This is a genomic window from Rhodococcus sp. IEGM 1366, from assembly GCF_033142425.1.
Taxonomy (GTDB): Bacteria; Actinomycetota; Actinomycetes; order Mycobacteriales; family Mycobacteriaceae; genus Rhodococcus_F; species Rhodococcus_F globerula.
Genome location: NZ_JAWLRZ010000002.1, coordinates 560,111 through 573,528, shown reverse-complemented (window position 1 = coordinate 573,528; position 13,418 = coordinate 560,111). Strand labels below are relative to the sequence as shown.

The window sequence follows — 13,418 nt, the reverse complement described above, 5'->3', positions numbered from 1 at the left end:
ATGAGCAACAGCCAAGTTGGCGACAGCTTTGTCGGTCTGGACGGACGCATCGTGGTTGTCTCGGGCGCAGCAGGCGGCGGGATCGGCACGTCGGTAACGAGCATGCTTGCCCGCGCCGGAGCAACCGTGATCGCCGTGAGCCGTTCCAAGGAAAACCTCGACACCCACATCGCACCACTTATCGCGCAGGGTCTTTCGATCATCCCACTGGCGGCCGATGCGTCCACCGACGACGGTATTGCCATCGTGCGGGAGCAGATTCGACGCACCGACGGCAAACTGCACGGATTGGTCAACGTCGCCGGCGGCGCTGCCCCTGCAACCTGGATGCCGTCCACTCGCGTCACCCGAGCGGACTGGCGCGAATTGTTCACGGCAAATCTCGAAACGATGTTCTTCATGAGCCAGATGGTCGCGTCGGAATTGAAGGCGCAGAGCCGTCCCGGTTCCATCGTGTCGATCTCGTCGATCAGCGGAATGAACACCGCGCCTTTTCATATCGGTTACGGCAGTGCAAAAGCCGCCTTGGTCGCGGCAACCCGCACGATGGCCGTGGAACTCGCCGAAGTCGGTATTCGAGTGAACGCCATCGCTCCCGGCGTGACCGCCACCCCTGCGTCTTCCACCTACGTCGACGACGATCCCGAGCGTGATCGCCGCGCCATCACGATGGGTCGACGCGGCCGCCCTGAGGAGCAAGCCGGTGCAATTCTCTTCCTGCTGTCGGATCTCTCGACCTACATCACCGGACAGACATTGCTCGTGGACGGCGGACTGAATCTCAAGTGGACGCACATGGGCCCAGATCACACGTCACTTTTTCTCAAGGACGAATCGTTCCGCGACGCGATAACGCACTGACACAGAACCGATGTGAAGAGGAGACACCATGACCGACACTGCCGAGAACATTCCGGAATCGACTGTAACCGAGTCACATTCCACACCACTCACCATCAGTGTGGATGCATACATTTCGCAGACGTATGCCCGCGCCGAGGGCGACAAGCTGTGGTCGAAAGTGTGGCAGCAGGTCGGTCGGGTGGAGGAAATTCCCAAGGTCGGCGACTTTCTCACCTACGAAATTCTCGATGACTCGGTCATCATCGTGCGCTCGACCCCGGACACGATCAGTGCCTACCACAACGTCTGCTCCCACCGCGGTCGCCGACTCGTCGACACGCCGCCCGGTACCCACGAAGCCCGCGGCCAGGCAAGGCAATTCATCTGCGGGTTTCACGGCTGGCGGTACGACCTCGACGGCAAGAACACCTTCGCCGCCGAACGTCAGGACTGGCCGTGTGGGTTGACCGAGGAATCAACGAAGCTGCGTGGTGTCACAGTGGACACCTGGGGTGGATGGATCTGGATCAACATGGATCCGGGCTGCGAACCTCTACGTGACTATCTCGAGCCCGCGGCTTCCCTTCTCGATCATTTCCACCTCGAGAACATGCGGTACCGCTGGCGCAAATGGCTTGTCTTCGACTGCAACTGGAAGGTTGCGCTCGAAGCGTTCATGGAGACCTACCATGTTCCGTACACCCACCCGGAGTTCATGAACTTCGGGAATTTTCTCGGTTGGTCGCGCGCCCAAGGTAAGCACAGCAACATCGGCTACGACGCACCGAAGGGCATGGAAGAAAACCAGGCAAAACTGCGCATCGGCAGCGGCGCGGACCCCCGTAAGTCGACCATCGAAATGCAGAACTTCACGTGGGAAAATGCAAACACCAATACAACTCGGACCCTCGTCGATGCGGCCCAGCGACTGATCGACGAACTCCCCGAGGGCACCCCATCGGATCAGGTTCTGCGTCACTGGCTGGATTCGGCCAGGCGCGACGACGAAGCGCGTGGCGTGATCTGGCCGACCGTCGACCCACAGGTTGTCGCCGCAAGTGGCACGGCGTGGCAGATCTTCCCGAACTTCCAGATCGGGCACGCCCTGAACAACATGCTCTGCTACAGCGCCCGGCCATACGGCGACGATCCGAACAAGTGCATCTTCGAGGCCGCTGTCTACGAACTCTTCCCCGCCGGCGAGGAACCGGAAACCGAATGGGAGTTCACCCCGCCGGAGGATCCGGCCTGGCGAACCGTCCTGCCACAGGACTTCGTGAACATGGCTGCGGTCCAGAAAGGTATGAAGTCGCAAGGCTTTTCAGGGCCGAAACCCAACCCGTACCGCGAACGCAGCATCGTCAACCTCCACCACAACCTAGCCACGTACATGGGTACCGGTGCGCCGGTGGATTTCGCCTGACTCCTCACATCGTGTACTGACTTGCTCTGACGAAAGAAGATCCGATGACCGCACCGACCCAAGCTACGGCCATGGCGCCTTGCGCGCCCACACACACTCCCGAAGTCGACATCGACGCTCTCCGGGCGAAGTACCTCCTCGAACGCGACAAGCGTGTTCGTCCCGAAGGTCAGCAGCAGTACGTGGAGGCCGCCGACGAATTCGCGGGTTTCTACGAGAGCGATCCGCACCTGCCCGTCGAACCGCGCGAGCCCATCACCGACGACATCGAGGTCGTAGTCCTCGGCGGTGGATTCTGCGGCCTCATTGCCGCGCACCGCCTTCAGCAGGCGGGCGTCACAGACTTCAAGATCGTCGAACTCGGTGGCGACTTCGGCGGCGTCTGGTACTGGAACCGCTACCCGGGAATCCAGATCGACTCGGACGCCTACTGTTACCTCCCGCTGCTCGAGGAAACCGGCTACATGCCGAAGGAGCGGTTCTCGCGCGGCGACGAGTGCTTCGAGCACGCTCAGCGCATCGGTAAGCACTTCGGGTTCTACGACAATGCGATCTTCCATACCTTGATCCGCTCGCTGGAATGGGACGAGGAGATCAATCGCTGGCAGATCCGTACCAATCGCGGCGACGAGATCCGTGCTCGTTTTGTCGTCATGGCACAGGGCCCATACAACCGGCCGAAGCTTCCGGGTATCCCCGGGATCACGGACTTCAAGGGACACACATTCCACACGGCTCGTTGGGATTACGACTACACCGGCGGCGACCTGCACGGCGGGCTGGACAAGATCGCCGACAAACGAATCGCCGTCATCGGCACCGGATCGAGTGGTATTCAGGCGATCCCTCACCTGGCAAAAGGCGCGAAGCACCTGACCGTCTTCCAGCGGACACCGTCGTACATCTTCGAGCGAGCCAACTACCCGACCGATCCCCAATGGGTGAACAGCCTCGAGCCAGGTTGGCGGGCAGCACGTCAGCGCAACTTCCACAATGCCGCCTTTGCCTTCTACTCCCCCGGCGAGCCGGATCTCATTTGCGACGGCTGGACCGAAGTGTCGCGCAACATGGCCGCGAAACTGACCGAAACCAACGGCTGGGCTGCGCTCGCCGATCCGGTGAAGTTCATGGAACTCAAGGAGATCGAGGACTACCGATCGATGGAGCGGCTCCGCCGACGGATCGAGGAGATCGTCGACGACTCGGACACTGCGGAACTACTGAAGCCGTACTACCGCAACATGTGCAAGCGTCCCGTCTTCAACGACGACTATCTCCCGACCTTCAATCGCCCGAACGTCACTCTGATCGATGTGTCGGAAACCAAAGGCGTGGAACGGATCACCGAGAAGGGCGTCATGGTCGACGGCGTCGAGCTCGAGTTCGACGCGATCGTGTTCGCGAGTGGGTTCGAGATCACCACCGCGCTCGACCGCCAGTTCGACATCGCGCCGTTTGCCGGTCGCGACGGAACCTCCCTCTACGACCACTGGGGCAAGGGATTCCGCACCCTGCACGGTGTCATGGCGCACGGCTTCCCCAACCACTTCGCCACCGGCTTCGTTCAAGGCGGAGTCACCGCATCGACAACGCTGATGTTCGAGCAGCAGGCCGACCATATCGCGTACATCATCAAAGAGGCTCAGGCGCGCGGAGCCACGCATGTCGAACCCACCGCGGCAGCCGAAGAAGGCTGGATCCAGACCATCCGGGCCCACTCGATCGACAACAGCACGTTCACGTCGGAATGCACCCCCGGCTATTACAACAGCGAAGGCGAGCCGAACGGGCGCTCATTCCTCGGCGACCCGTTCTGGGGCGGTTTCTACGAACTGGGCGAAATCCTTCAAACCTGGCGGGACACAGGCACATTGGAAGGCCTGAAACTCGATGTCTGAGGCCCGCTTCGACGGTCGTGTTGCCGTCATTACCGGCGCCGGCAGAGGAATCGGACGTGAGTACGCACTACTACTCGCATCCAAGGGGGCCAAAGTGGTCGTCAACGATCCCGGTGTCGGGATCAGCGGTGAGAATACAGATAGCGGAGTCGCCAGTGCGGTCGTCGCGGAGATCACTGCTGCCGGCGGCGATGCAGTCGCGAGCACTGCCTCCGTTGCAACCGCACCGGGCGGCCAGGCGATCGTCAACGCGGCCATCGAGCACTACGGACGTATCGACATCCTCATCCACAACGCCGGAAACAACCGCTACGCACCGCTGACGGAGATGACGTACGAGGATTTCGACGCAGTTCTCGACGTTCACCTCCGCGGCGCATTTCACGTACTGCGGCCGGCATTCCCGCTGATGTGCGACGCCGGATACGGCCGGATCGTGCTGACCTCGTCGATCGGCGGTCTGTACGGAAACAACCGCATCGCGAACTACGCGGCGTCCAAGGCCGGCATCATCGGACTGTCCAACGTGGCAGCAATCGAGGGTGCCGACCACGGCGTCTTGTCCAACGTCGTCATTCCCGCAGCGATCACGCGGTTGGCCGACGGGCTCGACACGTCGTCGTACCCGCCCATGGGACCGGAACTCACGGCCCCGACGGCCGCCTGGCTGGCTCACGAATCCTGTTCCGTCACCGGCGAAATGCTGGTGACAATCGGCGGCCGCGTTGCTCGGGCATTCATCGCCGAAACCCCCGGGGTGTACCAACCGTCATGGTCGATCGAGGAGGTTGGAAGGCAGATCGGCGCCATCCGCGACATCCGCGATCCGTGGATCCTGCCTGTCGTCCCGTCAGCTCACGTCGACCACATCACCAAGAGTTTTGCGATAGCCATGGAGGGCAACGCACATGTCAGTTAAGGTTTACGAACGCATCTTGCAGCTCTTCGAAGCCGAGGGCATCAACACGATTTTCGGAATCCCCGACCCGAACTTCGTGCACATGTTCCACCTCGCCGAGGAACGCGGATGGAATGTGGTTGCGCCGCACCATGAAGAGTCGGCCGGATTCATGGCTGAGGCCGTATCGCGCATGACCGGCAAGGCCGCGGTGTGTATCGGCACCCTTGGCCCCGGCGTCGCAAACCTGGCCGGCGCCATGATGTGCGCCAAAGTCGAGAACTCACCGGTGATCTTCCTCGGTGGCCAGCGCGCCCGCATCACCGAACAGCGCGTTCGACGTGGGCGCATTCAATTCGTCAAACAGGCAAACCTCTTCGAAGCATCCGTAAAATACAGTGCCAGTATCGAATACGCCGATCAGACGGACGAAATTATCCGCGAAGGACTGCGGAAGGCGCTGTCCGGCACCCCTGGACCCGTGTACATCGAATACCCCTCCCACATCATCCAGGAAGAGCTGGACGTTCCAGACCCGTTGCCCCCCAATGCATATCGCATGGTCGGACAGACTGCGGGCCCAGACTTCGTTGCCGAAGCGGTGAAATTGATCCAAGCGGCCCAGCAACCCATTCTGCTCATCGGGCACGGAGTCCACACCTCCCGCGCCGGCGAATCCGTCAAGGCACTCGCAGATGCCATGGCCTGCCCTGTCATTCAGACCTCGGGGGGCACCTCCTTCATCGAAGGACTCGAGAACCGCACCTTTCCATACGGCTTCTCCTCCGCCGCAGTCGACGCCGTGGTGAAATCCGACCTGTGCCTGGCAATCGGCACCGAACTCGGAGAGCCGGTCCACTACGGCCGGGGCCGGCACTGGATCGCAAACGAAGCGAACCGGAAATGGATCCTCGTCGAACAGGATCCGGAGGCGATCGGCGTCAACCGCAGGATCGACGTGCCCCTCGTCGGCGATCTCCGCGCGATTGTTCCCCAACTCTCCGACGCGCTGTGGGATGCACCGCGCACGGCAACCCCCGAGCTCGACGGCTGGATCACACAGGATGCGGCGCAGCTGGCGGAACTTGCCGAAACCGCGCCGTCCGGTATGACTCCGGTGCATCCCGCTCGTCTGATTGTCGAGGCGACCAAGGATTTCCCGAGCGACGGCATCATGGTCCGAGACGGCGGCGCCACCACTATCTTCGGCTGGACGTACTCACAGGCAAAACCCCACGACGTGATGTGGAATCAGAACTTCGGCCACCTCGGCACCGGGCTCCCGTATGCCGTCGGCGCCGGTGTAGCTGACGGCGGCCAACGCCCCATCATGTTGATCACCGGCGACTCGTCGTTCCAATTCCATATCGCAGAACTGGAAACCGCTGCGCGACTCAACCTGCCGCTGGTCTGCGTAGTTGCCGTCGACTATGCGTGGGGACTCGAGGTGGGTGTCTACAAACGCACCTACGGCCAGGGATCACTCGAGACCGGTGTTCACTGGAGCGCAGATACGCGGCTCGACAAGGTTGCCGAAGGCTTCGGCTGCTACGGGGAGTACGTCGACCGCGACGAGGATATCGCGCCGGCGATCAAGCGCGCCTACGCCAGCGGTAAGCCGGGTGTCATCCACGTTGCCGTCGACCCCAAGGCGAATTCCGAGGAAATGCCGAGCTACGACGAGTTCCGAACATGGTACGCAGAAGGCACTCAGTGAACATTCCAGCTCGCATCATGCCCGGCTCGACGAGTACTCACGAACACTGCGAAAGGGACCAGAACAGTCATGCGTGAATATCTGAAGTTCTACATCGGCGGACAATGGGTCGATCCAGCGGAGTCCAGCACACTGGAGGTTGTCAATCCTGCGACCGAGAAGGTCTGCGGCACAGTAGCATCAGGATCACCGGCAGACGTCGACCGCGCCGTTGCAGCAGCACGCGACGCGTTCTCGAGTTGGTCTGCAACCAGCCGCGAGGAACGACTCACGATTCTGCGAAACATTCTCACCGAGTATCAGAACCGGATGGGCGACCTCGCTGCAGCTCTGACCGAGGAGATGGGCGCACCGAACGCGCTGGCCAACGGTTTCCAGGTGAACCTTGGTGCCGGTCATCTCACCACCGCGATCGATGCGCTCGAGAACTTCGTCTTCGAGGAGCAGCAGGGCGATTCACTGATCGTCAAAGAACCGATCGGAGTCTGCGGATTGATCACCCCGTGGAACTGGCCGATCAGCCTCATTGCCGTGAAAGTCTTCCCCGCACTGGCAACGGGTTGCACCATGGTGCTCAAACCTTCGGAGAAGTCACCGTTCACCGGCCAGATCTTCACCGAAATCCTCGACGCTGCAGGAGTTCCCGCCGGCGTGTTCAACCTCGTCCAGGGCGACGGACCCACTGTCGGGGCAGCACTGTCCGCACACCCGGGCGTCGACATGATCTCGTTCACCGGCTCCACCCGCGCCGGCATCGACATCGCCACCAACGCCGCACCCGGCGTCAAGCGAGTCTCGCAGGAGCTCGGCGGCAAGAGCCCCAACATCATCCTCGACGACGGTGACTTCGCCGAGAACGTCGCCAAGGGTGTGGCAACCATGATGATGAACTCCGGGCAGACGTGCAGCGCACCATCACGCATGCTTGTGCCCAATTCCCGGATGGCAGAAGCCATCAGCGCCGCGCAAGAGGCAGCATCACAGGTGACCGTGGGTGATCCGGGCGGCGATTCTGCAATCGGCCCCGTAGTGTCCGAGGCCCAGTTCGAGAGGATCCAGTCCCTGATCGACAAGGGGATCGGCGAAGGTGCGACGCTGGTTGCGGGCGGCCTCGGACGTCCGGACGACTTGCCGACGGGCTACTACGTCCGCCCCACCGTTTTTGCCGACGTCACCAACAACATGACCATCGCCCGCGAGGAAATCTTCGGACCGGTTCTCACGATTCTCGGCTACGACAACATCGACGACGCCATCGACATCGCAAACGACACCGAGTACGGCCTCGCCGGATTTGTTGCCGGCGCGGACCTCGAGCAAGCTCGCGCCGTCGCTCGACGGATCCGCGCCGGGTCCGTCGCCATCAATGACGGATTCGACTTCGCCGCACCGTTCGGCGGCTACAAGAAGAGCGGCAACGGACGTGAGTGGGGCGGGTTCGGTTTCCACGACTACCTGGAGATCAAGGGCATGCTCGGCTACACCGCTGACGCTTCCTGAAATAACACGGGAGATGAGTTCGCTGTCGGGCAAAGTTGCTGTGGTCACGGGCGCCAGTCGCGGTATCGGGAAAGGAATCGCGCTGGCGCTCGCAGAGCAGGGCGCCGTCGTCTACGTCACGGGACGCACGGTTCTCGCTGGGTCGAATCCTCTACCCGGCACGATCGCAGAGACAGCAGCTGAGTGTACGCGGCGCGGCGGCAAGGGCGTTGCCGTCGCAGTGGACCACGCCGACGACGCACAGGTTGCTGCCCTGTTCCAGCAGGTACGAGACGAGCAAAGCCGATTGGACATTCTTGTCAACAACGCATTCTCCTTGCCCGAAGACCTGACCGACCCACAGTCCTTCTGGGAGAAACCGCTCTCCCATTGGGAAATGGTGGATGTCGGCGTCCGCTCGAACTTCGTAGCAGCTTGGCATGCCGCCAAGATCATGACACCGCACAAGTCCGGCCTCATAGTGGCCGTCTCCGGATACACCGGCGTCACTTACACCTACAACGTCATCTTCGGCACGGCGAAGTCTGCGGTGGACCGGATGGCACGAGATATGGCCATCGAGCTGAAACCGCATAACGTGACGTCCCTTTCGCTCTGGCAGGGCCTCACCTTCACCGAACGCGCGCAGCGAAACCTGGCGAATGTCCCTGGCTTGGATGGCCGGGCTGCTACTCGGCCGGAGGACGGCTGCACCCCGGAATTCCCGGGTCGCGTCATCGCAGCTCTCGCCGTCGACACAAATCTCGCGACACGCTCGGGCGGCACCTTCATCACCGCCGAACTTGCCCACGAATACGGAATCAAAGACGTTGACGGCAAGGTCGTTCCGTCGCTGCGCTCGTCGCGCGGCGCGCCCATCTGGTCTCCGATCTTCAGTGATCGTGATCAACACATCTCACGTAATTGACCGGAGGACTTCATGACTACATCTGCCACCTCGGATCGGCTAGCCGCCCTCGACGTTATGGTCGATCGTCAGGAGATCCACGACGCGTTGACCAGATTCAGCCGTGGCATGGATCGCTTCGACCGCGATATCTTCCTCTCCGCCTTCCACGACGACGCCACAATTGCGGCGGGGAACTTTGTCGGTGGACCGATCGATCTCTACCAGTGGGCCAGAGCGACCCATGAACTGGGCCAGGTGTCGACGCATCACAACCTGCTGAACCACACCTGCGACATCGACGGCGACACGGCACACACCGAGACGTACTACCTATTCGTCGGACGTAATCACGACGACACCAATTGGATCGCAGGCGGCCGGTACATCGACCGCGTCGAACGCCGTGACGGACAATGGAGAATCGCGCTGCGCACCAATGTAATCGAGTGGTCCGGCATCGTTCCGACAATGGGCATACCCTTCGCCGACGTTCCTGACATTCACGTCAACGGCGCCCCGTCGCGCAGCACAACAGACCCGTCGTACCAACGACCACTGACGAACATGCGGAATCCGCATGTCCCCGACTGATCCAGGAGTAGCCATGACCACGCTTGACATCAAGAAACTCAGCAACAATCTCGGTGCGGAGGTTCTGGGCGTCGATACCGATCGGCTACTCCGCGATGACGGTCTCGCAGACGCGTGTATGACTGCACTCGAAAAACATGGCGTATTGCTGTTTCGCAAGATCAATGTCGACGATCGCACGCAAGTCGAGTTCTGCCGGAAACTCGGAACACTGATCAACTTCTCCCGCTTCCCACCGTACGACGCGGAAGAAGTGATGGAGATCAGCTTCGACCCCTCCAACCCCAATGCGGAATACCTTGCCAGTAATGACTTCTGGCACATCGACGGCCTACTCGACAAGATCGCACCGAAGGCGTCCGTGATGAGTGCCCGCGTCACAGCCGACCGCGGTGGTGAAACCGAATTCGCCAGTACCTACGCCGCATACGAGGCGCTATCAGACGACGAGAAGAAACTGTTCGCCGATCTGCGCGTAGTCCACACCTTCGCGGCAATTCAGCGGCTGACGTACCCAGATCCGACACCGACTCAATTGAAGGAATGGGCCTCGCGCCGTGAAGTGGAACATCCCTTGGTGTGGCAGCATGAATCGGGTCGGCAATCGCTCGTGTTCGGGGCGACAACATCGCACGTCGTCGGAATGAACTTCGACGAAAGTCGTGCGCTCCTGGACGATCTCGAAAAGCGCGCCACAACACAAGAACTGGTGTATCGGCACACATGGTCCGAAGGTGACCTGGTGATCTGGGACAACTCCGGCCTCGTCCACCGGGCCTGCGAGTTCGACCGGAGTGAGCCCCGCCGTATGCATCGCTCAACCCTGGTCGGCCACGAGATCATCAAGTGAGCAGTCGCACCGCGGTAGTCACTGGTGGGGCATCGGGAATCGGAGCAGCGATCAGCCGGCGACTCGTCTCTGACGGCGCGATGGTGGCGATCTTCGATATCGACGGCAGTGCCGCCGAGGCGTTGGCGTCATCTATCGAATTGTCAGGCGGCAAAGCCATCGGATTGACCGTCGACGTGACCGACCGCGCCGCGATCGACGCAGGATTGAACGAAGCGCGTACACGTCTAGGACGACCAGCCATCCTGGTGAACAGCGCCGGATTGAGCATCGACGGCCCCTTCCTCGAGATCACTGCCGAAACGTGGAACCGCTCACTCGCGATCAACCTGACCGGCACGTTCGACTGTTGCCAGGCTGTGCTGCCAGACATGATCGAAGAAGGCTGGGGCCGGATCGTCAACATCTCGTCGTCGAGCATTCACAGCGGTGCCCCCGGCTTGGCCGGCTACGTGGCCGCCAAATCGGGAGTTGTCGGCCTCACCAAAGTGCTGGCGCTCGAATTCGCCAAATTCGGAATCACCGTCAATACGGTTCCTCCCGGATTCATCGACACCCCGATGCTGCGCAACACAGTCGAGAAAGGATTCATCGACCTCGACCAACAGACAGCAAAAACACCCGTCGGCCGGATCGGCCAACCAGAGGATGTGGCGGCTGTCTGTGCGTTCCTCACCAGCGAGGAAGCCGGTTACGTCACCGGGCAGAGCATCGGTGTCAACGGTGGCCGGAACACCTGATCGAAAGCAAGTTCGCTACCCGAGAGGATTTACAGCCGATGGCTCGAATTTCGCCTGCAACACCACAACAATGGACGCCCGAGATGAGGGAATTCTTCGACGGCTTCCGAACGACCGTTGCTGCCGATCCGCAACGGGCCGGCAAGGCTGGACTTAACTTGGTCGGGACCCTGGCCCGATATCCCGCATTGGCGATGCCATTCCTGTCCTTCAACGCGCACTTGCTTTCTGGGACTTCGCTTACCGACAGGCAACGGGAACTGCTTGTACTCCGCGTCGCGTCGGTTCGGCGATCCGATTACGAATGGGCCCAGCACGTCATCCTTGCCGAAACTGCCGGCATGACGAAAGACGAAATCCTTCGCGTCGCGGACGGCCCGGGTGCATCCGAGTGGTCATCACTGGAACGGTCCCTGCTCAGTGCTGTAGACGAACTGCTGGCGGACGGCATGGTAAGTGAGCTGACCTGGTCGGCGCTGGCCGAGGAGTTCAACACCGAGCAACTGATGGATATGGTGTTCACAGTTGGCTGCTACTCGATGCTCGCCATGGCGCTGCGGTCATTCGACGTGAATCCTGAACCGGAGCTTGCTCCGTACCTCCCTGCCGTTCGGTAAATGGACACATGCGTGTTGGCTTCGCATCGTCTTAGCTCGTGATGCGAAGCTTGCACGCGGTGTTCAGTTTCCGGCGGAGCCGGATTCAGTCTCGGTGAACTGGACCTTGGCGGGTTGTGGAGCGTCGGCGTCGTTGTTTGGGGTCGATTGCGGATGGTGGGATGAACCAGGGTTTGTGATCGTCGCCCATCTTGATTTCCCAGATCCCGCGGAATCCGCTGGTGCTGTGAATCAACCGATGGTGGCTACGGCAGAGGAGGGTGAGGTTGTCCATAACCGTCAAACCGCCGACCGACCACGGTTTTATGTGGTGGGCGTCGCACCAAGCAGGTACGGCATCGCAGTTGGGGAAGGCGCAGCCTTTGTCCCGGGCGATCAGCGCGGTGCGTTGTTCGGGTGTGACGAGGCGTTTGTGTGGGGTCGCATCCAGCGGTGCGCCGTTGCCGTCCATCAGGACGGTGGAGAGCATGCAATCGCAGGCGAGCATCCGGGTCAGGCTCACACTGAGCGGACCCATCCACGGCATGTACCCGACATCAAGATCCTCGACATCAAGCTCTGCGTCCCTGCTAGTTCGCGTAGCGGCGCATTCGCGATACTCGGCAAGGTCTTTCGCGGTGATGTGCACGTTCACGTGCGGACGCTGCCCACCGTCAACACCGGTGACGGCGTTGTCGAGATAGCGGCGAATCAGTTCCGTGAAGGCATCCGCGGTGCGCTTGGCAGCCGACCGCTGATCCGGGGTCCCGTCCGCGGCCGGTTTCGGCATCGACAACCCCGAGAGAGCCGACAACAACATTTCACCAGTCAACGCGTCGAAATCGCCCTTGATCGCCACCCGACCGTTGAGCGTCGGAGCAATCCGCAAGACATTGAGGTCATCATCCTCACCGGGCGGGGTCTCATCGGATTCGAAGATCCGCTCCAAAACCGCAATCGCATACCGCAGCTTGATAGTGGTCGCCTCCACCCCGGATGCCGCAGCCAACAGAGTCTTCATACAGGACGGTAACGCCCTGTCCGGCATACCTTTTGGTGGAGATTCACAGAACGCGACGATCATTGCCGCATGATCGAGCGAGAGATCGCCGGCCTCGAATTGGGCAGTAATATCCGGGAACCCCCGCAGTGCGGCACCGAGGGCGGCGATCTTGTTACCGGCCGCGTTCTGCAGCATCGTGTTCGCCGCCAACCAGCGACCAACACCGCGGTAACAGAGCACCTGCTCGTCCGGGTTGAGTGCCAACTCGTCGACCGCGGCAACTCGAATCGCTTCCAGCCGAAGGATTTCCGCAGATACACAGACTGCAACGTCTCGAACCTCGGCCGGTCGCAATCGCCACAACCTGCCCCGCACACCCACAGCCGAACCCGCTACAACATCCCCCACCAAAGTTGAATCGCAAACCGTAGTCATCAAGGCCTCCCCACCCTTGACCTAATTATACTCGA

General features: G+C 61.1%; 12 protein-coding genes. 11 read left to right on the top strand and 1 reads right to left on the bottom strand.

The annotated features are described in order from the left end of the window. The 11 genes from R4P64_RS08625 to R4P64_RS08575 all read left to right on the top strand — a co-directional run bounded on the left by R4P64_RS08625 (position 1) and on the right by R4P64_RS08575 (position 11,966). Positions 1 to 861, top strand: coding sequence for an SDR family NAD(P)-dependent oxidoreductase (locus R4P64_RS08625; RefSeq protein ID WP_033230943.1), 861 nt, complete (start codon positions 1 to 3; stop codon positions 859 to 861). Positions 862 to 889: 28 nt separating this feature from the next. Further along, on the top strand, positions 890 to 2,266 hold the full coding sequence (locus R4P64_RS08620; RefSeq protein WP_317820288.1) for an aromatic ring-hydroxylating dioxygenase subunit alpha: 1,377 nt from the start codon (positions 890 to 892) through the stop codon (positions 2,264 to 2,266). Positions 2,267 to 2,310: 44 nt separating this feature from the next. Then, positions 2,311 to 4,164, top strand: coding sequence for an NAD(P)/FAD-dependent oxidoreductase (locus R4P64_RS08615; protein WP_317820286.1), 1,854 nt, complete (start codon positions 2,311 to 2,313; stop codon positions 4,162 to 4,164). Further along, positions 4,157 to 5,083, top strand: coding sequence for an SDR family NAD(P)-dependent oxidoreductase (locus tag R4P64_RS08610; RefSeq protein WP_317820285.1), 927 nt, complete (start codon positions 4,157 to 4,159; stop codon positions 5,081 to 5,083). Before R4P64_RS08615 ends, R4P64_RS08610 begins: the two co-directional genes overlap by 8 nt. Then, positions 5,073 to 6,779, top strand: coding sequence for a thiamine pyrophosphate-binding protein (locus R4P64_RS08605; RefSeq protein WP_317820284.1), 1,707 nt, complete (start codon positions 5,073 to 5,075; stop codon positions 6,777 to 6,779). The genes R4P64_RS08610 and R4P64_RS08605 overlap by 11 nt, the downstream gene beginning before the upstream one ends. Before the next feature lie 69 nt (positions 6,780 to 6,848). Then, the gene (locus R4P64_RS08600) at positions 6,849 to 8,279 is read left to right on the top strand and encodes an aldehyde dehydrogenase family protein (RefSeq protein ID WP_317820283.1); all 1,431 of its coding nucleotides are present in this window, start codon (positions 6,849 to 6,851) and stop codon (positions 8,277 to 8,279) included. 13 nt (positions 8,280 to 8,292) lie between these two features. Beyond that, complete coding sequence (locus R4P64_RS08595; RefSeq protein ID WP_317820282.1) at positions 8,293 to 9,186, top strand: SDR family NAD(P)-dependent oxidoreductase; 894 nt, start codon at positions 8,293 to 8,295, stop codon at positions 9,184 to 9,186. A 12-nt stretch (positions 9,187 to 9,198) separates the two neighbouring features. Beyond that, entirely contained in the window at positions 9,199 to 9,759 is a 561-nt protein-coding gene (locus tag R4P64_RS08590; RefSeq protein WP_033230949.1) for a nuclear transport factor 2 family protein, read from the top strand. A gap of 13 nt (positions 9,760 to 9,772) precedes the next feature. Further along, on the top strand, positions 9,773 to 10,609 hold the full coding sequence (locus R4P64_RS08585) for a TauD/TfdA dioxygenase family protein (protein WP_095886476.1): 837 nt from the start codon (positions 9,773 to 9,775) through the stop codon (positions 10,607 to 10,609). Further along, positions 10,606 to 11,349 carry an SDR family NAD(P)-dependent oxidoreductase gene (locus R4P64_RS08580; protein ID WP_116101429.1) on the top strand — a complete coding sequence of 248 codons (744 nt, stop codon included), beginning with the start codon at positions 10,606 to 10,608 and terminating at the stop codon, positions 11,347 to 11,349. The genes R4P64_RS08585 and R4P64_RS08580 overlap by 4 nt, the downstream gene beginning before the upstream one ends. Positions 11,350 to 11,432: 83 nt before the next feature. After that, positions 11,433 to 11,966 (top strand): carboxymuconolactone decarboxylase family protein, encoded by a 534-nt coding sequence (locus R4P64_RS08575; RefSeq protein WP_317820281.1) that lies wholly within the window; start codon positions 11,433 to 11,435, stop codon positions 11,964 to 11,966. Positions 11,967 to 12,051: 85 nt separating this feature from the next. Here R4P64_RS08575 and R4P64_RS08570 read toward each other — a convergent pair whose 3' ends face one another. After that, the gene (locus R4P64_RS08570; protein ID WP_317820279.1) at positions 12,052 to 13,383 is read right to left on the bottom strand and encodes an HNH endonuclease signature motif containing protein; all 1,332 of its coding nucleotides are present in this window, start codon (positions 13,381 to 13,383) and stop codon (positions 12,052 to 12,054) included. Positions 13,384 to 13,418: the final 35 nt, after the last annotated feature.